Source organism: Paracoccus sanguinis (genome assembly GCF_900106665.1).
Lineage (GTDB): Bacteria > Pseudomonadota > Alphaproteobacteria > Rhodobacterales > Rhodobacteraceae > Paracoccus > Paracoccus panacisoli.
Genome location: NZ_FNNA01000002.1, coordinates 50,739 through 70,677, shown reverse-complemented (window position 1 = coordinate 70,677; position 19,939 = coordinate 50,739). Strand labels below are relative to the sequence as shown.

24 protein-coding genes, 1 tRNA gene and 1 pseudogene are annotated in these 19,939 nt (G+C 71.8%); 15 read left to right on the top strand and 11 right to left on the bottom strand.

The window, feature by feature from the left end; genetic code table 11:
• Window positions 1–2: 2 nt before the first annotated feature.
• Window positions 3–845 (bottom strand): enoyl-ACP reductase FabI, encoded by an 843-nt coding sequence (gene fabI / locus BLW17_RS06840; protein WP_036736247.1) that lies wholly within the window; start codon window positions 843–845, stop codon window positions 3–5.
• A gap of 61 nt (window positions 846–906) precedes the next feature.
• Between fabI and pdxH the strand changes: the two genes are divergently transcribed.
• The 6 genes and pseudogenes from pdxH (at window position 907) to BLW17_RS06810 (ending at window position 4,920) form a co-directional block, all read left to right on the top strand.
• A complete protein-coding gene (gene pdxH, locus BLW17_RS06835) occupies window positions 907–1,521 on the top strand; it encodes a pyridoxamine 5'-phosphate oxidase (RefSeq protein ID WP_036736250.1) in 615 nt (204 codons plus the stop codon).
• Between the two features lie 154 nt (window positions 1,522–1,675).
• Window positions 1,676–2,197, top strand: a pseudogene (locus BLW17_RS18935) (cold-shock protein); the annotation flags it as partial.
• 185 nt (window positions 2,198–2,382) lie between these two features.
• Window positions 2,383–2,889 (top strand): DUF192 domain-containing protein, encoded by a 507-nt coding sequence (locus tag BLW17_RS06825; RefSeq protein WP_052176619.1) that lies wholly within the window; start codon window positions 2,383–2,385, stop codon window positions 2,887–2,889.
• A gap of 72 nt (window positions 2,890–2,961) precedes the next feature.
• Window positions 2,962–3,038: transfer RNA gene (locus tag BLW17_RS06820), tRNA-Pro, on the top strand.
• A 192-nt stretch (window positions 3,039–3,230) separates the two neighbouring features.
• A complete protein-coding gene (gene rnd / locus BLW17_RS06815; protein WP_036711325.1) occupies window positions 3,231–4,412 on the top strand; it encodes a ribonuclease D in 1,182 nt (393 codons plus the stop codon).
• Complete coding sequence (locus BLW17_RS06810) at window positions 4,405–4,920, top strand: GNAT family N-acetyltransferase (RefSeq protein ID WP_052176620.1); 516 nt, start codon at window positions 4,405–4,407, stop codon at window positions 4,918–4,920. Before rnd ends, BLW17_RS06810 begins: the two co-directional genes overlap by 8 nt.
• On the opposite strand, the gene BLW17_RS06805 is transcribed toward BLW17_RS06810, so the two are convergent.
• The 7 genes from BLW17_RS06805 to BLW17_RS06775 all read right to left on the bottom strand — a co-directional run bounded on the left by BLW17_RS06805 (window position 4,917) and on the right by BLW17_RS06775 (window position 9,878).
• Complete coding sequence (locus tag BLW17_RS06805; protein ID WP_036704960.1) at window positions 4,917–5,426, bottom strand: MgtC/SapB family protein; 510 nt, start codon at window positions 5,424–5,426, stop codon at window positions 4,917–4,919. The two genes, BLW17_RS06810 and BLW17_RS06805, sit on opposite strands and share 4 nt — an antisense overlap.
• A 74-nt stretch (window positions 5,427–5,500) precedes the next feature.
• Entirely contained in the window at window positions 5,501–5,818 is a 318-nt protein-coding gene (locus BLW17_RS06800; RefSeq protein WP_036736252.1) for a phosphoribosyl-ATP diphosphatase, read from the bottom strand.
• Window positions 5,819–5,827: 9 nt separating this feature from the next.
• Complete coding sequence (gene hisF / locus BLW17_RS06795) at window positions 5,828–6,589, bottom strand: imidazole glycerol phosphate synthase subunit HisF (protein ID WP_036711327.1); 762 nt, start codon at window positions 6,587–6,589, stop codon at window positions 5,828–5,830.
• 258 nt (window positions 6,590–6,847) lie between these two features.
• Window positions 6,848–7,819, bottom strand: a complete 972-nt coding sequence (locus tag BLW17_RS06790; RefSeq protein WP_036736550.1) for a beta-ketoacyl-ACP synthase III — start codon at window positions 7,817–7,819, stop codon at window positions 6,848–6,850.
• Window positions 7,819–8,958, bottom strand: a complete 1,140-nt coding sequence (gene plsX / locus BLW17_RS06785) for a phosphate acyltransferase PlsX (RefSeq protein ID WP_052176648.1) — start codon at window positions 8,956–8,958, stop codon at window positions 7,819–7,821. Before plsX ends, BLW17_RS06790 begins: the two co-directional genes overlap by 1 nt.
• A 21-nt stretch (window positions 8,959–8,979) precedes the next feature.
• Window positions 8,980–9,186 carry a 50S ribosomal protein L32 gene (gene rpmF, locus BLW17_RS06780; RefSeq protein WP_036704393.1) on the bottom strand — a complete coding sequence of 69 codons (207 nt, stop codon included), beginning with the start codon at window positions 9,184–9,186 and terminating at the stop codon, window positions 8,980–8,982.
• Between the two features lie 137 nt (window positions 9,187–9,323).
• Window positions 9,324–9,878, bottom strand: coding sequence for a YceD family protein (locus tag BLW17_RS06775; RefSeq protein WP_036736547.1), 555 nt, complete (start codon window positions 9,876–9,878; stop codon window positions 9,324–9,326).
• Window positions 9,879–10,050: 172 nt separating this feature from the next.
• Between BLW17_RS06775 and BLW17_RS06770 the strand changes: the two genes are divergently transcribed.
• Window positions 10,051–10,512 (top strand): outer membrane protein assembly factor BamE, encoded by a 462-nt coding sequence (locus BLW17_RS06770; RefSeq protein ID WP_036704395.1) that lies wholly within the window; start codon window positions 10,051–10,053, stop codon window positions 10,510–10,512.
• 26 nt (window positions 10,513–10,538) lie between these two features.
• On the opposite strand, the gene msrB is transcribed toward BLW17_RS06770, so the two are convergent.
• A complete protein-coding gene (gene msrB, locus BLW17_RS06765) occupies window positions 10,539–10,931 on the bottom strand; it encodes a peptide-methionine (R)-S-oxide reductase MsrB (protein WP_036736543.1) in 393 nt (130 codons plus the stop codon).
• 130 nt (window positions 10,932–11,061) lie between these two features.
• Here msrB and BLW17_RS06760 point away from each other — a divergent pair, with 130 nt between their 5' ends.
• From BLW17_RS06760 to BLW17_RS06750, 3 genes are all read left to right on the top strand, one after another.
• A complete protein-coding gene (locus BLW17_RS06760) occupies window positions 11,062–11,829 on the top strand; it encodes a GNAT family N-acetyltransferase (protein WP_036736542.1) in 768 nt (255 codons plus the stop codon).
• A 151-nt stretch (window positions 11,830–11,980) separates the two neighbouring features.
• Complete coding sequence (locus BLW17_RS06755; protein WP_036734169.1) at window positions 11,981–12,697, top strand: cytochrome c oxidase assembly protein; 717 nt, start codon at window positions 11,981–11,983, stop codon at window positions 12,695–12,697.
• A complete protein-coding gene (locus BLW17_RS06750) occupies window positions 12,694–13,203 on the top strand; it encodes a CopD family protein (protein WP_036734171.1) in 510 nt (169 codons plus the stop codon). Before BLW17_RS06755 ends, BLW17_RS06750 begins: the two co-directional genes overlap by 4 nt.
• On the opposite strand, the gene BLW17_RS06745 is transcribed toward BLW17_RS06750, so the two are convergent.
• A complete protein-coding gene (locus BLW17_RS06745; RefSeq protein WP_052172001.1) occupies window positions 13,176–13,691 on the bottom strand; it encodes a DUF2231 domain-containing protein in 516 nt (171 codons plus the stop codon). The genes BLW17_RS06750 and BLW17_RS06745 overlap by 28 nt on opposite strands.
• A gap of 27 nt (window positions 13,692–13,718) precedes the next feature.
• Between BLW17_RS06745 and BLW17_RS06740 the strand changes: the two genes are divergently transcribed.
• The 5 genes from BLW17_RS06740 (at window position 13,719) to BLW17_RS06720 (ending at window position 19,129) form a co-directional block, all read left to right on the top strand.
• The gene (locus BLW17_RS06740) at window positions 13,719–14,426 is read left to right on the top strand and encodes a cytochrome c oxidase subunit II (RefSeq protein ID WP_074826350.1); all 708 of its coding nucleotides are present in this window, start codon (window positions 13,719–13,721) and stop codon (window positions 14,424–14,426) included.
• 56 nt (window positions 14,427–14,482) lie between these two features.
• Window positions 14,483–16,963: a cytochrome c oxidase subunit I gene (gene ctaD, locus BLW17_RS06735; RefSeq protein WP_036734193.1), complete on the top strand. Its 2,481-nt coding sequence runs from the start codon at window positions 14,483–14,485 to the stop codon at window positions 16,961–16,963.
• A complete protein-coding gene (locus tag BLW17_RS06730) occupies window positions 16,963–17,274 on the top strand; it encodes a hypothetical protein (RefSeq protein WP_036734175.1) in 312 nt (103 codons plus the stop codon). Before ctaD ends, BLW17_RS06730 begins: the two co-directional genes overlap by 1 nt.
• 68 nt (window positions 17,275–17,342) lie before the next feature.
• On the top strand, window positions 17,343–18,464 hold the full coding sequence (gene menC / locus BLW17_RS06725; protein WP_036734177.1) for an o-succinylbenzoate synthase: 1,122 nt from the start codon (window positions 17,343–17,345) through the stop codon (window positions 18,462–18,464).
• Window positions 18,461–19,129, top strand: a complete 669-nt coding sequence (locus BLW17_RS06720; protein ID WP_036734179.1) for a GNAT family N-acetyltransferase — start codon at window positions 18,461–18,463, stop codon at window positions 19,127–19,129. Before menC ends, BLW17_RS06720 begins: the two co-directional genes overlap by 4 nt.
• Window positions 19,130–19,133: 4 nt before the next feature.
• Here BLW17_RS06720 and BLW17_RS06715 read toward each other — a convergent pair whose 3' ends face one another.
• Complete coding sequence (locus tag BLW17_RS06715; RefSeq protein WP_036734181.1) at window positions 19,134–19,892, bottom strand: DeoR/GlpR family DNA-binding transcription regulator; 759 nt, start codon at window positions 19,890–19,892, stop codon at window positions 19,134–19,136.
• Window positions 19,893–19,939 lie beyond the last annotated feature (47 nt).

The following is a 19,939-nucleotide window of genomic DNA, read 5'->3' as shown; positions in this document are numbered from 1 at the left end:
GGTTACTCGGCCGCCTTGCGGTTGGCGGTGGCGTCGATGTCGGGGGCGTCCACGGCCTTCATGCCGACGACGTGATAGCCCGCGTCGACGTGATGCGTCTCACCCGTGACACCCGAGCCGAGGTCCGAGAGCAGATAGAGCGCCGACTTGCCCACGTCCTCGGTGGTCACGTTGCGGCGCAGGGGCGAGTTCAGCTCGTTCCAGCGCATGATGTAGCGAAAATCGCCGATCCCCGAGGCGGCGAGCGTCTTGATCGGCCCGGCCGAGATGGCGTTGACGCGGATGCCGTCCTTCCCGAGGTCCTCGGCGAGATAGCGCACCGACGCCTCGAGCGCGGCCTTGGCGACGCCCATCACGTTGTAATGCGGCATGACCCGCTCGGCGCCGTAGTAGGTCAGCGTCAGCAGGCTGCCGCCCTCGGGCATCATCGCGGCGGCGCGCTGCGCCACGGCGGTGAAGGAATAGACGGAGATGTCCATCGTCATCAGGAAGTTGTCGCGGCTGGTGTCGACGTAGCGGCCGCGCAGCTCCTCCTTGTCCGAGAAGCTGATGGCGTGGACGAGGAAGTCGAGCTTGCCCCAGCGCTCACCCAGTTCGGCGAAGAGCGCATCGACCGAGGCCATGTCGGCCACGTCGCAAGGCAGCACGATGTCGGACCCGAGCTGCTGGGCGAGCGGCGCGACCCGCTTCTTCAGCGCCTCGCCCTGATACGAGAAGGCGAGTTCCGCCCCCTGATCGGCCAGCGCGCGGGCGATGCCCCAGGCGATGGATTTGTCGTTCGCCAGCCCCATGATGAGGCCGCGCCGGCCTGCCATCAGCCCGCCCGCAGTCCGCTCGCTTGACATGAGTCATTCCCCGCGCTCTCAACTCACGCGAGGATTATGCCAAACCCGTGAGGGCATCAAGATGAGCGACCGCAACGGAATTTTCGCCGGCGACGACCCGTTCGCCATCGCCCGGGCGTGGCTGGACGAGGCAGCGGCGACCGAGATCAACGATCCCAACGCGATGGCGCTGGCGACGGTGGATGCGGACGGGATGCCGGATGCGCGGATGGTGCTGCTCAAGGACATCGAGACGGGGCCCGCGGGCGGGTTCGTGTTCTACACCAACTACGACAGCGCCAAGGGCCGCCAGATCGCCGCGACGGGCAACGCGGCCTTCGTGATGCACTGGAAATCGCTGCGCCGGCAGGTGCGCGCCCGCGGCACCGTGACCCGCGAGGAGGGGCCGCAGGCCGACGCCTATTACGCCAGCCGGGCGCTGCAATCGCGGATCGGCGCCTGGGCGAGCCGGCAGAGCCAGCCGCTCGACAGCCGGGGCACGCTGATGGCCGAGGTCGCGCGCCAGGGGTTGCGGCACGGGGTGAACCCGGCCCGTCCGCCGTTCTGGGGCGGGTTCCGCATCACCCCGATCGAGATCGAGTTCTGGGCTGACGGGGCGTTCCGCTTGCACGACCGCTTCCGTTGGGCGAGACCCTCCGTTCACGCCGAATGGGATGTGACCCGCTTGCAACCCTAGGTATATTGTCTCGGCCGAGATCGACCCGTTGCGATTGTCATACGTTTAGGTGAATGACACCGCCCGCGAGTTGACGTTAGGTCAGGTATGCTGCATTATTTGCAATCTGGCGGCGACGACGCGTTTTGCATCTCCGCCGTGCGAAGGGACGATGATGGATACTGAAACCGCCAAGCCCTCGGCGATCGTGCAGGGACCGATCAAGTGGTTCGACCCGATCAAGGGCTTTGGTTTTCTGGCTGATTCGGCGGGCGGCGCGGATGTGCTGATTCACGCCAACGTGCTGCGCAACTTCGGGCAGAGTTCGGTCGCCGAGGGCGCCATGGTCGAGGTCAGGGCGATGACCACCGCGCGCGGCCGTCAGGCGACGCAGGTGCTGTCGATCGAGCCGCCGCCGTCGCAGGGCCAGGCGCCGATCGCCGACCTCGCGGTGCTGCCCCCGCATGAGCTGGGTGAGCTGCCGCTGCTGCCCGCGCGGGTGAAATGGTTCGACAAGGCCAAGGGGTTCGGCTTCGCCAATGTGTTCGGCCAGCGCGGCGACGTGTTCCTGCATATCGAGGTGCTGCGTCACGGGGGCTTTGCCGACCTCGCGCCCGGCGAGGCGGTGGGCCTGCGCATGGTCCCCGGCCCCCGCGGCCCGATCGCGGCCCAAATCCTCGCCTGGGATCGTGCGGTCGCGCGCGCCGAAGGCGGGTTCACCGAGGGCGGCAACGGGTCTGCCGGCGGCGTGCCTCCGTCCACGCAGGGCAACGGGCAGCCGGGCGGGTGCGGCAATGGCCGCCTGACCAGCGCCGAGCTGCGCAATCTTCATCTCGTGCCGCAGGCTACGCTGTCGGCTGCGGCCCGCGCGGTCGTCGCCTGATGCGGCGCGCCGGGCGCCTCGGCGCAGGCGTGCTCGCCGCCGGGCTGACGCTCTGGGCGCCCGCGGCGTTTGCCGCGTCCTGCGCGCCGGGCACGGCACTTCTCACCACCGCCGAGGGCCGCGCCATCCCGGTCACCGTCGAGATCGCTGACGACGCCGCCGAGCGGGCGCAGGGGCTGATGGGCCGCCGGACGCTGCCCCCCGGTCACGGGATGCTCTTCGTCTATGAGACCCCGCGGCCGGCGAGCTTCTGGATGAAGGACACGCTGATTCCGCTCGACATGCTGTTCTTCGATGCCGCCGGGCGTCTGCGTCACGTCCACCCGCAGGCCACGCCGCTGGACCTGACCCCCATTTCCGGCGCCGCTCCCGGCGATCCCGACCCCGACCGGCTGCTCGTGCTCGAACTCGGCGGCGGCGAGGCAGCGCGCCTCGGCCTTGGGCCGGGCGCGGTGCTGACCCACCCGGCGGTGCCGCAGGCCGGCGCCGCCGCCCCGTGCCGCTGACCCCCCGCGACGCCGCGCCTGCGCGGTTTCGTCTTTCGCCCCGCCGCATTGCGGGATAAGAGACCGGCGGTCCGGGGCGTGGCGCAGCCTGGTAGCGCGACGGTTTTGGGTACCGTAGGCCGGAGGTTCGAATCCTCTCGCCCCGACCACATACTTTCCCCGCTGGGCAGAGGCCCGCGCAGTCCTGCCGGACAGGCCCCTGCCGCGCCGGTGCCTGTGCCCCACCCGCGGTGCGCGGGGCCGGGCCGAGGGGCCGCTCCGCCACGCATGGCGGGCCGCGCGGCCCCGACGCCTGCCCGCCACCCCCATGTGGCGGATGACCCGCCAGCCAGAGGACCACGATGGCCGCCGAACCGCGCATCATCACCACCACCGAAGAGCTCGCCGACATCTGCGCGCGGGCCAAGTCCCAGCCCTACGTCACGCTCGACACCGAGTTCCTGCGCGAGCGCACCTATTACTCCAAGCTCTGCCTCGTGCAGATGGCGCTGCCGCCGGCCTCGGGGCCGAAGGCGCCGGGGGGCGAGGCGGTACTGATCGACCCGCTCGCCGAGGGGCTGTCGCTCGAGCCGCTCTACGACCTCTTCCGCCACGAGGCGACGGTCAAGGTCTTCCACGCCGCGCGGCAGGACCTCGAGATCTTCTTCCACGACGCGGGCGTGTTCCCGACGCCGCTGTTCGACACCCAGGTCGCGGCGATGGTCTGCGGCTTCGGCGAGCAGGCGGGCTACGAGACGCTGGTCAAGCGGATCGCCAAGGCGCCGCTCGACAAGTCCTCGCGCTTCACCGACTGGTCGCGCCGGCCGCTGACCGCCGCGCAGGCGGACTATGCGCTGGCCGACGTGACCCATCTTCGGGCGATCTACGAATACCTGCGCGCCCAGCTCGACAAGACCGGCCGCGCCCCCTGGGTGGCCGAGGAGGCCGCGGTGCTGGTCGATCCCGAGACCTACATCGTGCGCCCCGACGAGGCGTGGGAGCGGGTGCGGACACGCTCGGGCTCGCCGCGGTTCCTCGCGGTGGTGCGCGAGCTGGCGAAGTTCCGCGAGAGCTACGCCCAGTCCCGCGACGTGCCGCGCTCGCGGGTGTTCAAGGACGACGCGCTGATCGAGCTCGCCTCGACCAAGCCCCTGACCGACGACGACCTGTCCAAGTCGCGGCTGCTCTTGCGCGAGGCACGCCGGGGCGAGATCGCGCAAGGCATCCTGGCCGCGGTCAAGGCGGGGGTCGAGGCGACGGACCTGCCCAAGCCCGCCCCCGACGAGCCGGGGCGGCAGGGCAACGGCGCGCTGTCCGAGCTGCTCAGGGTGCTGCTCAAGGCCAAGGCCGACGCCGAGGGGGTCGCGCCGCGGCTGATCGCATCCTCGGCCGAGCTGGACGCCATCGCCTCGGGCGGCCGCGACCTGCCGGCGCTGACCGGCTGGCGGGCCGAGGTGTTCGGCAACGACGCGTTGCGCCTGGCGCAGGGGCGGATCGCGCTGTCGGCGTCGGGTGGGGCGATCAAGGTGGTGCCGGTTGGCTGACGCCTTCCGGCTCGTCACGCCGCGCACGCTGATCCGCAGCGTCGCGGCGGCGGACCTGGCCACGCTTTACGCCATCGCCACCCGCCCCGAGGTGGCGCGGATGCTGTTCGTCTTTGCCCCGGACATGGGGCGGGCGGCGTTCGACGCGATCTTTCCGCCCGGCGCGCGGGTGCCACCGTTCCGGGCGGCGATCGAGCGCGACGGGCAGGTGATCGGCTCGATCGGAATCGGCGCGGGCGCGACGCCGCCCGTCTATTACTTCCTCGCCCCCGAGGCCGCCGGGCAGGGGCTTGCGACCGAGGTCGTGGGCGCCTTCGCCGCCGAGATGCTCGCCCGCCACGCGCCGGCGGGGCTGACGGCCGAGGTCTTTGCCGACAACCCCGCGTCGTGCCGGGTGCTCGAGAAATGCGGCTTCGCGCGGGTCGAGGCGCACAGGTTCTCGTCCGTTGCGCGGCCCGCGCCGGCGCCGGGATGGCTGTTCCGGCGGTCGGGTGCGGTCGTGCCCTAGTCGTCCGCGCGGTGCCGGGTGTCGTCCTGCATCCGCTCGGCGACCGGGCTCACCAGATGGTGGATCAGCCACAGCACCACCATCGCCAGCACCGTGACCAGCACCGCCAGCTTGATGTCGCCCACCCCGCAGCAGAGCCCGATCGCCCCGCAGAGCCACATCGAGGCCCCCGTCGTCACCCCCCGCACGTTCGCGCCGTTGATGACGATCGACCCGGCGGCGAGGAACGCCACGCCCGAGGTCACCGCCTCGATCAGGCGCAGGGGATCGGTGTTGAGCTGGGTGCCCGGGGCGCCCTCGAAACTCGTCAGCTCCATCGCCACCAGCGCGAAGACGGCGGCGGCGAGCGCGATCAGCATGTGGGTCCGCAGCCCGGCGGCGCGGGCGTTCACCTCGCGCTCCCACCCGATGATGCCGCCGAGCAGCATCGCGGTGACGAGCCGCAGCACCGCGACGCCCAGCGGCACCGAGGTCATCGGATCGGTGAAGTCCTGCAGCAGGTTCATGGGCCGGCCCCTCGTCGGTGTCGGACCGTGTTAGCCCGTCGCGGGGCGGGTGTCATGGGGCTGTCACACGCGCGTCAGCGCGGGCGCGCGGCCTTCTCCTCGACGCCCGAGCGGCCCTCGCGGCGGTCGAGTTCGGCCAGCACGTCGGCCAGCGGCACCTCGCGCGCAGTCAGCATGACGAGCAGGTGATAGAGGACGTCGGCGGCCTCGGACGTCAGGCGCGCACGGTCGCCGCGGACCGCCTCGATGATCGCCTCGACGGCCTCCTCGCCGAACTTCTCGGCGCATTTCTCGGGGCCTTTGGCCAGAAGCTGCGCGGTCCAGCTCGACGCCGGGTCGGCGCCGCGGCGGGCGTCGATGGTGGCGGCAAGGCGGGTCAGCGTGTCGGTCATCGGCGGGCCTCAGCTCAGGCGGACGGGGATGCCGGCGGCCGCCATGTGGGCCTTGGCCTCGCCGACGGTGAAGGTGCCGAAGTGGAAGATCGAGGCGGCGAGGACGGCGCTCGCGTGGCCCTCGGTCACGCCCTCGACGAAGTGATCGAGCGTGCCGACCCCGCCCGAGGCGATCACCGGGATGTCGACGGCGTCGGCGATGGCGCGGGTCAGCGGAATGTTGAAGCCCGCCTTGGTTCCGTCGCGGTCCATCGAGGTCAGCAGGATCTCGCCCGCGCCCTGGGCGGCCACGGTCCGGGCGAAGCCCACGGCGTCGATGCCGGTCGGCTTGCGGCCGCCGTGGGTGAAGATCTCCCACCGGCCGGGGGCGACGGTCTTGGCGTCGATGGCGCAGACGATGCACTGGCTGCCGAAGCGGTCAGCGGCGGCGGCGATCACCGTGGGGTCGGCGACGGCGGCCGAGTTGAACGAGACCTTGTCGGCGCCCGCGAGCAGCAGGTCGCGCACGTCCTGCGGGGTCCGCACCCCGCCGCCCACAGTCAGCGGGATGAAGCATTGCTCGGCGGTGCGGGTCACGAGGTCGTACATCGTGCCGCGATTTTCGTGGGTCGCGTGGATGTCGAGGAAGCACAGCTCGTCGGCACCCGCCGCGTCATAGGCGGCGGCCGCCGCCACGGGGTCGCCCGCGTCGATCAGGTCGACGAAGTTGACGCCCTTGACCACGCGCCCGTCGGCGACGTCGAGGCAGGGAATGATGCGGGTCTTGAGCATGGCGCCTGATTAGCCGCGCGGGCTGCGGGGGGGAAGGGGGGACGGGAGGGGCGTTGCCCCTCGGCGCGTGCCGCGCCTCACCCCAGGATATTTGCGCAAGGGAGAGGGGGGAGGGGGGCGCGTGCGTTTGTCCTGCAAGCAAGCGGGCCCGGGCGTGGGTTTGGGCGGCGGGAGCGGCGCTGCTTCGCAAGGGGGGTAGCACGCAGGCGCCGCCTGTGCGGGGCAGTCTCGGAGCGCGTGGTCAAGCCGGCGCAGGCATCACCAGCGCAGGACGACGCTGCCCCAGCTCATCCCGCCGCCGATCGCCTCAAGCACCAGCACATCGCCCTCGGCGAAGCGCCCCTCGCCGTCGGCGACCGACAGCGCGAGCGGGATCGAGGCGGCCGAGGTGTTGCCGTGGTCGGCCACCGTCAGGACCACCTTGTCCATCGGCAGCTGCATCTTCTGCGCGGTCGCGCCGATGATCCGCAGGTTGGCCTGGTGCGGCACCAGCCAGTCCACGTCGGCCGGCGTCAGCCCCGCCTTGTCCAGCGCGTGATGCGCGGTCTTGGCGAGCTTCTCGACCGCGTGGCGGAAGACGAGGTTGCCCTGCATCCGCAGGCAGCCGGCGGTGCCGGTGCGGCTGACACCGCCGTCCACATAAAGCAGGTCGCGCAGCGTGCCGTCGCTGTTGAGGTCGGTCGACAGCACCCCGCGGTCGGCGGTCGTGCCCTCGCCCTCGACCGCCTCGAGGATCACCGCCCCCGCGCCGTCGCCGAACAGCACGCAGGTGCCGCGGTCGGTCCAGTCCATGATCCGGCTGAAGGTCTCGGCCCCGATCACCAGCACCCGGTCGGCCTGGCCCGACCGGATCAGCCCGTCGGCGTTGGCCATCGCGAAGACGAAGCCCGCGCAGACGGCCTGCACGTCATAGGCAAAGCCGCGGGTCATCCCCAGTCCGGCCTGCACCATCGTGGCGACGGCCGGAAAGGTCAGGTCGGGGGTCGAAGTCGCCACCACGATCGCGTCGATGTCGTCGGCGGCCATCCCGGCGCGCTCGAGCGCCCCGCGCGCCGCGGCGGTGGCGAGGTCCGAGGTGAACTCGCCCTCGGCCGCGAAATGGCGCCGCTCGATCCCGGTGCGCTCGCGGATCCAGGCGTCGCTGGTGTCGAGCGTCGCCTCGAAATGGCTGTTCTCGACCACGCGGGCGGGCAGGTAATGGCCGGTGCCCCGGACGACCGCGCGGCGCATCAGCCGTTGTCCCCGGTCGGGCCGGGCGCGGGCGCGGCGGCGGTGGCGGCCTGCTCGGCGGCCTGGGCCACGCGGGCGGCCAGCCGGTCCTGGAACCCCGACTTGGCCAACTGGAACGCCAGCTTGATCGCCGCCGAGACGCCCGTCGCATCGGCCGAGCCGTGCGACTTGACCACGGTGCCGTTCAGCCCGAGGAACACGCCGCCGTTCACCCGGCGCGGGTCGATGCGCTTTTGCAGGCGCTTGAGCGAGGTCATCGCGAGCAGGGCGGCAAACTTGGACATGATCGAGTTGGCGAAGGCGTCCTTGAGGAAATCGCCGACCAGCTTGGCCGTGCCCTCGCCGGTCTTCAACGCGATATTCCCGGTAAATCCGTCGGTGACGATCACATCCACGCGGTCACCCATCAGGTCGCCGCCCTCGACGAAGCCCACATAGTCGAAGCGCGCCGAATCCGCCGCCGCGGCGATCAGCTCCTGCGCCTCCTTCAGCTCGGACCGGCCCTTGTGCTCTTCCGTCCCGACGTTGAGCAGCCCGACGCGCGGCCGCTCGAGCCCGAGGCCGTTGCGGGCGTAGGACGCACCCATCATCGCGTATTGCAGCAGGTCGGTCGAATCGGCGCGGATGTCGGCGCCCACGTCCAGCACCACGTTGAACCCCGAGGGGTTGCGCGAGGGCCAGAGGATGGCGATCGCCGGGCGCGCCACGCCGGGCAGCTTGCGCAGCCGCAGCATCGACATCGCCATCAGCGCGCCGGTGTTGCCGCATGAGACGGCGACCGTCGCCTCGCCCTGGCGGACCGATTCGATGGCCGACCACATCGACGTGCCCTGCGCCGACCGGATCACCTGGCTCGGCTTGTCGTGCATGGTCACGACGCCGGGCGCATCGCGGATGTCGCAGCGCGCGGCGATCTCGCGGCGCTTGCCGATCAGGCGGCGCAGCTCGGCCTCGGGGCCGTGAACGATGAAGCGGATCTCGGGGTTCTTGTCGGCGCTCTTCTCGATCCCGGCCACGACGGCGGCGGGACCGCGGTCCCCGCCCATCGCGTCAACGGAAATCACCACCGCGCCGCCGTTGCCGGCAGCCGCCTGGGGCGCGACCGGGGCCGCGTCGGAAGGGGAAAACGCCGTCGGCATCCCTGTGCGCCGTCAGCCGGATCAGGCCGCGTCGTCGTCCAGGTCGATGTCGTTCGCTTGCGCCACGACTTCGCGGTCGGCGTAGTGGCCGCAGGACGGGCAGACGTGGTGCGGACGCTTCAGCTCGCCGCAGTTCGGGCATTCGTTGGGGTTCCCGGCAACCAGCGCGTCATGCGAGCGGCGCATATTGCGGCGGGACCGGGTAACTCGGTTCTGGGGGACGGCCATGGGACAACCTTCGAGTGCAGGGGGCTGGGCGATTGTTGTCCCGGCCCGTTCGTGTTTCGGATCGAACCGGGCAGATACGTCACAAAACCGCGCGCCGCAAGGCCCAAGGGGCAATCGGCGCGCGCCGGGGCGACGGGTCAGCCGCCGTCGCCCGGCGAATCTTCGCGCCGCCCGAGCAGCGCGGCAAGGCCGGCGAAGGGCCGGCGTCCGGGGTCATCGTCGGCGTCGGCCTCTTCGGGTGCCTCGAGCGCCGCGCCGGGGGCGCGCGGATAGAGCGGCAGCGCCAGCGCCAGCGCCTCGACCAGCACGGCGCCGGGGTCGATGACGCTGCCCAAGGGCTCGACCTCGTCGTCGGGCATCTCGATCTCGGCCCCCTCGGGCAGGTCGCCGCCGCTGTCGGCATAGGGGGACCAGACGCGGCGCACCGGCTCGTCGATGGCGGTCTCGACCGGGGCGAGGGTCACGACGCAGGGCTGCACCACCCGCGCGGTCAGCCGGCCGGTCAGCGTCCAGGCCTCCTGCCCGGTGGCGGCGATCGTCGCCTCGAGCCGCGCGGCGGGCAGGCGCGAGAGCCCCAGCGCCGCGGCGATCCGGGCGCGGGCGGCCTCGTCGGGGGCGACCGTGACGGGGTTCGGGCGGCGGGGGTTCAGCTGCGTCACGCGCAGCGGCTGGGAGAAGGGGGCAGCGGTCATCAGGCTCGTTTCCGGAAAGGGGTGGGGGACCGGCAAGCTGCCGTGTCACCGACATTCTTGAGCGCCCGGTCCGAGTTTGCTAAGCGGGTCCGGCGGCGTCAACCGCCCGCGGCGCGAGGGCGCGACTGGGCGCGACAGGACGCGGCGCGAACCAGTGGGCGGAAGGTATCCGATGGCAACGACCCGGCGGCGTCTGATCGCCCTGACCCTTGCGCTGCCGCTGGCGGCGGCCACCGCGGGCTGCACCCGGATGTACCGCAACCACGGCTATGTCCCCACCGACGACGAGTTGGCGATGGTCGTCGTCGGCCAGACCAGCCAGGCAGAGCTCGAGGGGCTGATCGGCCGTCCGGGGGCGCAGGGGCTGCTGACCGGGTCCGACTGGTACTACGTCGGCTCGCGGTGGGAGCGGTACGGCCTCAACCCCCCGCGCGAGATCGAGCGTCACGTCGTGGCGATCAGCTTCGACCAGGCCGGCACCGTCACCAACGTCCAGCGCTTCGGGCTCGAGCAGGGTCGGATCGTGGTGCTGTCGCAGCGCGTGACCGACACCGGGGTGTCCTCGGCCTCGGTGCTGCGGCAGCTCTTTGCGCGGATCGGCCGGTTCAACCCGGGGCAGATGTTCGGCAACTGATTCGGCCGGCACTGTCGGCGTGCGCGTCAGGCGGCGTCCGGCACGAAGCGGATGGCGACGCCGTTGATGCAGTAGCGCAGGCCGGTCGGCGGCGGGCCGTCGGGAAAGACGTGGCCCAGATGCGCGTCGCAGCGCTCGCACGTCACCTCGGTCCGAATCATGCCGTGGCTGCGGTCCACCGTCTCGCCGATCGCGCCGCCGGCGCGGGAAAAGCTGGGCCAGCCGCAATGGCTTTCGAACTTCTGGTCGCCGTCGAAGAGCCGCGCGCCGCAGCAGGCGCAGACATAGTGGCCCGGTCCCTTCGGAAACCCCTCGTGCGAGAACGGCCGCTCGGTCCCCGCCTGCCGGGTCACGCGATAGGTTTCGGGGTCGAGCAGCGCCCGCCACTCGGCGTCGCTGCGGGTGATCTTTTCGCTCATGGTGCATCCGATGTTGCGTTAGATTTACAAGGTAGGGCGAGTTTGGCGCCGGGCAAGGCGGGCGGGCATCGCCGGCCCGCCGGGACCGCCGGGCGCGGTGGATGGCCCGGTCGGCGGGCAAGGGGGCGTGATGCGCGAGATGCGGAAGGGGCGCTGGCGGGTGCGCCCGGCCACGACCGAGGACGACCTGAGCGCCGCGCAGCGTCTGCGCTGGCTCTGCTTTCTCGGCCCCCGCCACGCGGGCGACGGCGCCGAGCCTGCGGCCGAGGCGGCACCGCGGGATGCCGACGCGCATGACGCGCTCTGCACCCATGTGCTGATTGAGGACGGGCGCAGCGGCCAGCTCGTCGCCTGTTTCCGGCTCATGGATCTTTCCTCCGGGGCCGAGATCGAGCGCAGCTATTCGGCCCAGCACTACGATCTGGGCGGGTTGCGGGACTTTCCCGCGCCGATGGTCGAGCTCGGGCGGTTCTGCGTCCACCCCGCCCATTCCGATCCCGACATCCTGCGCGCCGCCTGGGCGGCGCTGGCCGATCACGTCGCGGCGACGGGGGCCGAGCTGCTCTTCGGCTGCTCGTCGTTCCTCGGCACCGACACCGCCCGCCACCGCGACGCCTTCGCCATGCTGCGCGACCGTCACGTGGCGCCGCGCCGCTGGCTGCCGCGGGTCAAGGCGCCCGAGGTCTTCCGCTTCGCCCGCCTCATCGGCCGGCCCGACCCGCGGAGGGCGATGGCGGCGATGCCGCCGCTGCTGCGCACCTATCTGATGATGGGCGGCTGGGTCAGCGACCACGCGGTGATGGACCGCCAGCTCGGCACGATGCACGTCTTCACCGGGGTCGAGATCAAGGCGATCCCGCCGGCCCGGGCGCGGGCGCTGCGGGCGCTGGCGGGGTAGGGGGCGGGCGGGGTAGGGCGCCGGCGGGGCAGGGCGGCCGCACCGCCCCGGCCCAAGCGCATCAAACCGCAACGCGGCGGAACCGGGGGTTGTGCGCCGGGGCTTGCCGACCCATGCTGGCCCGAAGCGCAACCCGAATGGCGGATGTCCCATGCTGTCCCTTGATCTGAGCGGGATTTACTGCGGCGCCCCGCCGCTGCCGGCCGAGATCTGGCTGCGCTGGAACGTCGACCCGCTGCTGCTGGCCGCGCTCGCCGGGGCCGCCGTCGCGCTGCGCCGCTCGGCGCTAGGGCTCGCGGCGGTCGGCGTTCTGGTGCTGGCCTTCGTCTCGCCGCTCTGCGCGCTGTCGGCGGCGCTGTTCTCGGCCCGCGTGGTCCACCACATCCTCCTCGTCGCGGTGGCGGCGCCGCTGCTGGCGCTGGCGCTGCCCGCCCGGCGGCCGTTGCCCACGGTGCCGCTGTTCGTGCTGGCGACGCTGGCGCTGTGGGGCTGGCACGTGCCCGCCGCCTATGACGCGGCGATGGCCAACCACGCGGTCTACTGGGTGATGCAGGCGACGCTGCTCGGCTCGGCCTGGCTGTTCTGGCGGGCGGTGCTCGCCCCCGCCCAGGCGGTCGGCAGCGCGCTGCTCTCGATCCTCGGGGCCTACATGCAGATGGGCTTCCTCGGCGCGCTGCTGACCTTTGCGCCGCGCGGGCTCTACGCCATCCACGCCACCGCGCCGCTCGACTGGGGGTTCACGGCGCTCTCGGACCAGCAGCTCGGCGGGCTGATCATGTGGGTGCCGGCGGGGCTGCCCTATGCGGCGCTCGGCCTGCTCGTCGCCCGGCGCGGCTGGCGCGCAATGACCGTGGCGCACAGCGCATGAGCGCGTGGCTTCTGACCCTCATCCCCTATCTCAAGGCGGTCCACATCAGCATGATCGCGGTGTGGACGGCGGGGCTCTTTGCCCTGCCGATGATGATGGCGCGGCACGAGAACGCGGTCGGGCAGGCCGACTTCAGCCGCATCCGCCAGGCCACGCACCGCAGCTATACCCTGCTCGTCACCCCGGCGGCGGTGATCGCCATCGCCACCGGGACGGTGCTGATCTTCCTGCGCGAGGCCTTCACGCTCTGGATGTTCGCCAAGCTCGTCTGCGTGGCGCTGATGGTGGCGTTCCACGCATGGATCGGCGGCACGCTGGTCGAGGTGGCCGAGACCGAGGGCTCGCACGCCCCGCCCGCGCCGGTGCTGCCGCTGGTGCTGGTCATGGTGCCGATCCTCGGCGTGCTGACCTTCGTGCTGGCCAAGCCGGATTTGTCGAGCGTCCCGGTGCCGGACTGGCTGACCCGCCCGGTCGGGGTTCATTTGCCCTTGGATGTCCCCAGGTGATAATCGAACACGAGCTTGCCGCCATGCCACCCGGTCGCCGACACCATCACGACGATGAACGCCGAGAGCATGATGCCGTAGGGCAGGACCGCGCTTTCGTAGCCCTGCATCCTGAAGCCCCAGTTCAGCCCCAGGACCGACAGCAGCAGCACGGCGATGACGAAATGCGTCCAGGCCGCGGCGCGGGCGCGGATGCCGGGCACCAGCAGCAGCTCGACCGTGCCGATCAGCCCGGCGAGCAGCCCGAAGAGGAAGGCCGTGCCCGCCGACCACACCCCGGCCCGGGCCCAGAACACGTCGCCGGTCAGCCAGTAGAGCCCGTCGGCGCCGAAGTTGCAGAACGACAGCGCGATCGGGAACGACACCGACATGGCGTGCAGCGGATGGCCGAGGATGGCGATGCGCGACTCGGTCTCGTGGAACTCGGGGTCGGCGCTGATCGGGTCGATCAGCTCGGGGTTCGGGGTCTCGATCTTCTGCTCGGCCATCGCGCGGGGCGCCTTTCCGTCCGGTCTGTGTGGCTCGCGGCCCCGCTGGGGCTCGCGGCGTGCGAGGGGTCGCTCTCTACCCTGCAACCGGCGGGGCCTGCGGCGCAATCCATTGCGACGATGTGGTGGGTGCTGATCGGCGGCGCGGCGGCGATCTTTGCGCTGGTGATGGTGCTGCTGGTGCTGGCTTTCCGCGCCGGCCATCCTGACGCCGGCCATCGCGCGGACGGCACCGACGCGGCCGATCTGGCGAGGGAAGATCTGGCACGGGCCGAGCGGCGCTGGCTCGGCGGCATGGGGTTGACCTTCTCGCTCGTCGTGCTGGGCGCGCTGACCGCCTATGGGCTGGTGGTGGGTGAGCGGCTGATGCCGCGGCCGCACGACGACCTGGTGACCGTGCGCGCCGAGGGCCGCCAGTGGGAGTGGCGCTTCGGCTATGCCGACGCCCCGGGGCGCGAGACCCGCGACGTGCTGCACATCCCCGCCGGCCGCCCGGTCGATGTCGAGATCACCACCGCCGACGTCATCCACAGCTTCTGGGTGCCGCGGCTCGCCGGCAAGCTCGACGCGATCCCCGGCCACGTCAACGTGCTGCGGATCGAGGCCGACGGCCCGGGCGAGTTCAAGGGCGTCAGCGCCGAGTTCAACGGTACCGGCTACCTCGCCCACCGCTTCCGCGTCATCGCCCACGACCCTGCCGGCTGGCAGCAATTCCTTGCAGGAGCGACCGAGTGACCGAGCCCCGCCAGCCCGCGCCGCACCCGTCCCCCCTCGGGGCCCCGGGGCCCGAACTGACCGCGCTCAGGCTGCACCGGCGGCTGCTGCCGGTCTGGGACAACGAGCCGGGGCTGCGCGGCTGGCTGAAGACCACCAGCAACACCCGGCTGGGCCGGATGTTCCTGATGACGGCGACGTGGATGTTCGTGGTCGGCGGCATCCTCGCCATGCTGATCCGGGCCCAGCTCGCCACCCCCGACAGCGCCTTCGTCGGGCCGGAGATCTACAACCAGATCTTCACCATGCACGGGACCATCATGATGTTCCTGTTCGCCATCCCCTTCTTCGAGGCGCTGGCGATCTACATCCTGCCCGGGCTGCTGGGCAGCCGCGACCTCGCGTTCCCGCGGATCGGGATGTTCGCCTTCTGGTGCTACTTCATCGGCTCGGGGACGATGGTGCTGGCGCTGCTGGCCGGGGTCGCGCCCGACAGCGGCTGGTTCATGTATCCGCCGCTCAGCTCGGCAATCCACGCGCCGGGCATCAACTCGGACGTCTGGCTGCTCGGCATCGCCTTCATCGAGATTTCCGCCATCGCCACCGCGGTCGAGGTGGTGGTGACCATCCTGCGGTTCCGCGCCGCGGGAATGTCGCTCGACCGGATGCCGATCTTCGCGTGGTACATGCTCGTCGTCGCGGTGATGATCCTGACGGCGTTCCCGCCGATGATCCTCGGCTCGCTGCTGCTCGAGCTCGAGCGCGCCTTCGGCCTGCCGTTCTTCCAGCCGGCCGAGGGGGGCGACTCGCTGCTCTGGCAGCACCTCTTCTGGCTCTTCGGCCACCCCGAGGTCTACATCATCTTCCTGCCCGCGGCGGGCGCGATCTCGACGATCCTGCCGGTGATGGCGCGGACCCATCTGCTCGGCTACGGCTGGATCGTGGCCGCGGCGGTGTCGCTTGCGGTGCTCAGCTTCGGGCTGTGGGTGCACCACATGTTCACCACCGGCATCCCGCACATGGGGCTCGCGTTCTTCTCGGCCGCCTCGACGCTGGTGGCGGTGCCGACGGGGGTGCAGATCTTCGCCTGGATCGGGACGCTCTGGCGCGGGCGGCCGACCATGTCGCTGCCGATGCTGTGGCTGATGGGGTTCTTCGTCACCTTCGTGATCGGCGGGCTGACCGGGGTGATGGTCGCCATGGTGCCGTTCGACTGGCAGGTGCACGACACCCAGTTCATCGTGGCGCACCTGCACTACGTCCTCGTCGGCGGCTTCGTCTTCCCGATGATCGCCGCGATCTACTATTGGCTGCCGATGTTCAGCGGCCGTACCCGGTTCTTCCGCACCGGCGAGGCGGCGTTCTGGCTGACCGTGCCCGCCTTCCACGTCACCTTCCTTGCGCTTCACTGGGCGGGCCTCTTGGGCCAGCGCCGCCGCATCCACAGCTACGAGGGCGGCCACGGGTGGGAGTGGATCAACCTGGTCGCCTCGATCGGCGGCTTCGTGATGGCGGCGGGGTTCGCGCTGGTGATCATCGACGTCGCGGTGAACGCGCTGATGGCGGCGCGGGGGCCGCGCAACCCGTGGGGCGCGGGGACGCTCGAATGGGCGACCGCGCGGCCGGCGCCGCCCTACAACATCGCCTCGATCCCCACGGTGCACGGCCGCTACCCGCTCGAGGACGACCCGACCCTGCCCGCCCGCATCGCCCGCGGCGAGGGCTACCTGGGCGAGCCGCTGCGCGGCCGGCGCGAGACGCTGACGGTGCGGACCGCCGACGGGGCGCCGGCCTATATCGTGCCGTTCCCCGGCAACACGATCGAGCCGCTGGTCCTCGCCGCGGTGACCGGGTTCATGTTCATGATGCCTGTCTTCAAGCAGTGGCTGCTGGCCGGGCTTGCGGTGCCGGTCGTCACGGCGCTGGCGCTGCGCTGGGCGTGGAAGATGGGCGAGCGCGCCGACACCGGCCCGCTTGACGCAGGCCACGGGGTGATGCTGCCCACCGCGGCCGAGGTCGCCGACCCGCCGGGCTGGTGGGGGTCGCTGTTCCTTTTGCTGGCCGACAGCGTGCTCTTCGGCTCGCTGCTCTTCGGCTATGCGTTCCTCTGGACCGTGGCGCCGAACTGGCCGCCGCCCGCGTTTCTCGCGCTCGACCGGCTCGGCCCGGCGCTGGCGCTGGGCGCGCTGCTGCTGACGCTCGCCGGCCCGCGGCTGGCCGAGGTGCAGCTGCGCCGCGGCGGCACCCCGTGGCTGGGGCTGGTCTTCGCCGCGCTGGGGCTGGGGGGCTGGATCGCGGCGGCGGTGACGGTGATGCGCGGGGTGGGGGCGCCGGCGGCCCACGCCTATGACGCGACGGTCTGGGCGATCGCGGGCTACGTGGCCTTCCACGCCGGGGTGGCGCTGGTGATGACGGGCTTCGTCATGGCGCGCCAGCGCGCCGGTTACCTCTCGGCGCGGCGCTTCAACCCGGTGCGGGTGCTGCGGCTCTGGGTGGATTACGCGGCGCTGGTCGGGACCGTGGGTCTCGCCGCCGCCTGGCTGCCGGGGGCGTTCTGATGCGGGACATCCTGCGCATCGCCGCGCCCTTCACCCTCTGGATCGTGGCGTTCAGCGCGATCTACGGGCTCGAGGGGCTGGTCTGCTCGCGCCACGGCGCGCATCTGGACGCCGCCACCTGGCGGCTGATGCTGCTGGCCGCCTGGGGCGTCGCCATCGCGGGTCACCTGCTGCTCGCCCACGCCTACCGCGGCCCGCTGGGCGGCGACACGCGGTTCCACCGCCTCGTCGCCATGACGCTGGCGCTGGCGGCGCTGGCGGCGACCGTCTGGACGCTGATGCCGGTGGCGACCATGTCGATGTGCCTCTGACCGCGGCGGTTCCCCCCGCCCGCGCGCCCGGCTAGGGTGCGGCCGAACCGCCCCCGCGAGGCCCGTCGATGCCGAACCCCCATGCCCTCAGGATCGAGCGTGCCGAGCTGCGCATCGTGCGGCTGCCGTTGCTCACCCCCTTCACCATCGCCACCGGGACGATGACCGAGAAGGTGTTCCCGCTGCTGATCCTGCACGCGGACGGGGTCGAGGGGGTGGCCGAGGGGGTGATGGACCCACTGCCCGACTATCTCGAGGAAACCCTGCCCGCTGCCCTCGCGCTCTTGCGCGAGGTGCTGCTGCCTGGCCTCGTCGGCCGCGCCCTGACCGCGCCGCAGGACATCGCCGCGGGGATGGAGGGGTGGCGCGGCCACCGCATGACCCGGGCCATGGTCGAGATGGCGGTGTGGGACCTCTGGGCGCGCAGCCTGAACGTGCCGCTCAAGGCGCTGCTCGGCGGGACGCGGGACGCGGTCGAGGTCGGGGTCTCGCTCGGGATCGGCGACATCCCCGGCACGGTCGAGCGGGTCGGCGCGCATCTGGCGCAGGGCTACCGGCGCATCAAGCTCAAGATCATGCCGGGCCACGATCTCGCGGTGCTCGACGCGGTGCGGGCGGCGTTTCCCGACGCGCATCTGACGGTCGACGCGAACGCCTCGTACCGGTTGGCGGACGCCGCGCATCTGGCCCGGCTCGACCGCTACGGGCTCGACTACATCGAGCAGCCGCTGGCCTTCGACGACATGGTGGACCACGCCGCCCTGCAGGCCCGGCTGGCGACGCCGATCTGCCTGGACGAGAGCCTGCGCTCGGCCGCCGACACCCGCCGGGCGCTGGTGATGGGGGCGGCGCGGGTCGTCAACATCAAGGTCGGGCGCGTCGGCGGCCATCTCGAGGCGCGGCGCATCCACGATCTCTGCGCCGCCTTCGACGTGCCGGTGTGGTGTGGCGGGATGCTCGAATCAGGGATCGGGCGGGCGCACAACCTGCATCTGTCGAGCCTGCCGGGCTTCACCCGCCCCGGCGACACCTCGTCGTCGAGCCGCTATTTTGCCCGCGACATCGTGGCCGAGCGGCTCGAGGCGGCGGACGGAATCATGCCGGTGCCGCCCGGACCGGGGACCGGCGTGACGCTTGACCGCGCCTTCCTCGACAGCGTGACGGCGAGCCGCGAGGTCTTCGGCGCATGAGCGAAGCCCCCGTCATCCGCGCGGTCGGCGACATCGCCACCCTGCGCCGGCTCGAGGCGTTGCAGGTCGCCGTCTGGGGCGAGGGCGACCTGCCCGACCCCGCCGACCTGATGGCGGCGGTGGTCGAGGCGGGGGGGCTTGTCGCGGTGGCGGCGGACGGCGAGGGCGCGCCGGTCGGCTATCTCTTCGGCTTCCCGACCCGCGATCCGGCGCGCCAGCACTCGCACCGGCTGGGGATCAGGCCCGACTGGCAGGGGCGGGGCCTGGGCAAGCGGCTCAAGCTCTTCCAGCGCGACTGGTGCCTCGCGCAGGGCATCCGCCTCGTCACCTGGACCTTCGATCCGGCCCGCAAACCGAACGCGGCGCTCAACATCGGCGTCCTGGGGGCGAGCGCGCGGACCTATCTGCGCGACTATTACGGCGAAATGGCGGGGATCAACGCGGGGGTGCCCTCGGACCGGCTGCTGGTCGAATGGCACCTGCCGACGCCTGACCCGATCCGCCCCGAGGCCGCCCCGCGGATCGTCCCGCTGGACGCGGGCGGGGAAGACCCGCTGGCCCGGCGGCTGGCGCTGCGCACGGCGCTGGAGGGGGCCTTCGCCGAGGGGCTGGCGATCCGCGGCTTCGACCCGGCCGGCGGGGGCCGCTACCTGCTCGCGCCCTGAGGCGTCAGGCCGAAACGCACTCCGTCTCCCACCCCGCGCAGCGTTCGCGCAGCGCGTCGGGCAGGAGGGCCTCGGTCACGATCGCGTCGAGTTCGGCGAGCGACACCACCTTGATCGGCGCCGACCGGCCCAGCTTGCTCAGGTCCGTCACCAGCAGCCGCGACCGCGCCTGCCGCAGGATCGTGCGGCTGACCCGCACCTCGGCCAGGTCGTAGTCGAGCACGTCGCCGTCCGCATCCATCGCCGAGCAGCCGATCACCGCGAAATCGACCTTGAAGTTGGTCATCAGCTCACTCGTCAGATCGCCCACCAGCCCGCCGTCCGAACGCCGGACCGCGCCGCCCGCCACGATCACCTCGCAGCTGTCGTTGTGGATCATGATGTTGGCGACGTTCATGTTGTTGGTCACCACCGTCAGGTTGCGGTGCCCGAGCAGCGCCCGCGCCACCGCCTCGGTCGTGGTGCCGATGTTGAGGATCAGCGAGGAGTTGTCGGGGATCCGCGCGGCGCAGAGCCGGCCCACGGTCTCCTTCGCCTCCTGGTGCAGCAGGCGCCGCGCCTCGTAGCCGAGGTTGGCGACGCCGCTCGGCAGCACCGCGCCGCCGTGGACGCGGTCGACCAGCCCCTGATCGGCGAGCTCGCCCAGATCGCGCCGGATCGTCTGCACCGAGACGTCGAAGCGGCTGGCAAGGTCATCGACCTCGACCCGGCCCGAGGCCTTGGCGAGGTTCACGATATCCATCTGGCGGATGCTGAGAGCCATGCGCACTCCCTTTCGGGTCGAAGCTAGCGCGCGCGGGTGACGCGCGC

Bases quoted from the DNA above. Each gene is read 5' to 3' on its own strand.
- BLW17_RS06775 (WP_036736547.1), bottom strand. From the start codon at position 9,878: ATGACCGCTGCCCCCTTCTCCCAGCCGCTGCGCGTGACGCAGCTGAAC.
- BLW17_RS06750 (WP_036734171.1), top strand. From the start codon at position 12,694: ATGAGCGCGTGGCTTCTGACCCTCATCCCCTATCTCAAGGCGGTCCAC.
- BLW17_RS06805 (WP_036704960.1), bottom strand. From the start codon at position 5,426: ATGAACCTGCTGCAGGACTTCACCGATCCGATGACCTCGGTGCCGCTG.
- msrB (WP_036736543.1), bottom strand. From the start codon at position 10,931: ATGAGCGAAAAGATCACCCGCAGCGACGCCGAGTGGCGGGCGCTGCTC.
- BLW17_RS06770 (WP_036704395.1), top strand. From the start codon at position 10,051: ATGGCAACGACCCGGCGGCGTCTGATCGCCCTGACCCTTGCGCTGCCG.
- BLW17_RS06715 (WP_036734181.1), bottom strand. From the start codon at position 19,892: ATGGCTCTCAGCATCCGCCAGATGGATATCGTGAACCTCGCCAAGGCC.
- BLW17_RS06790 (WP_036736550.1), bottom strand. From the start codon at position 7,819: ATGCGCCGCGCGGTCGTCCGGGGCACCGGCCATTACCTGCCCGCCCGC.
- hisF (WP_036711327.1), bottom strand. From the start codon at position 6,589: ATGCTCAAGACCCGCATCATTCCCTGCCTCGACGTCGCCGACGGGCGC.
- BLW17_RS06760 (WP_036736542.1), top strand. From the start codon at position 11,062: ATGCGCGAGATGCGGAAGGGGCGCTGGCGGGTGCGCCCGGCCACGACC.
- BLW17_RS06755 (WP_036734169.1), top strand. From the start codon at position 11,981: ATGCTGTCCCTTGATCTGAGCGGGATTTACTGCGGCGCCCCGCCGCTG.
- fabI (WP_036736247.1), bottom strand. From the start codon at position 845: ATGTCAAGCGAGCGGACTGCGGGCGGGCTGATGGCAGGCCGGCGCGGC.
- BLW17_RS06745 (WP_052172001.1), bottom strand. From the start codon at position 13,691: ATGGCCGAGCAGAAGATCGAGACCCCGAACCCCGAGCTGATCGACCCG.
- BLW17_RS06720 (WP_036734179.1), top strand. From the start codon at position 18,461: ATGAGCGAAGCCCCCGTCATCCGCGCGGTCGGCGACATCGCCACCCTG.
- BLW17_RS06730 (WP_036734175.1), top strand. From the start codon at position 16,963: ATGCGGGACATCCTGCGCATCGCCGCGCCCTTCACCCTCTGGATCGTG.
- rpmF (WP_036704393.1), bottom strand. From the start codon at position 9,186: ATGGCCGTCCCCCAGAACCGAGTTACCCGGTCCCGCCGCAATATGCGC.
- BLW17_RS06800 (WP_036736252.1), bottom strand. From the start codon at position 5,818: ATGACCGACACGCTGACCCGCCTTGCCGCCACCATCGACGCCCGCCGC.
- BLW17_RS06825 (WP_052176619.1), top strand. From the start codon at position 2,383: ATGCGGCGCGCCGGGCGCCTCGGCGCAGGCGTGCTCGCCGCCGGGCTG.
- menC (WP_036734177.1), top strand. From the start codon at position 17,343: ATGCCGAACCCCCATGCCCTCAGGATCGAGCGTGCCGAGCTGCGCATC.
- rnd (WP_036711325.1), top strand. From the start codon at position 3,231: ATGGCCGCCGAACCGCGCATCATCACCACCACCGAAGAGCTCGCCGAC.
- plsX (WP_052176648.1), bottom strand. From the start codon at position 8,958: ATGCCGACGGCGTTTTCCCCTTCCGACGCGGCCCCGGTCGCGCCCCAG.
- pdxH (WP_036736250.1), top strand. From the start codon at position 907: ATGAGCGACCGCAACGGAATTTTCGCCGGCGACGACCCGTTCGCCATC.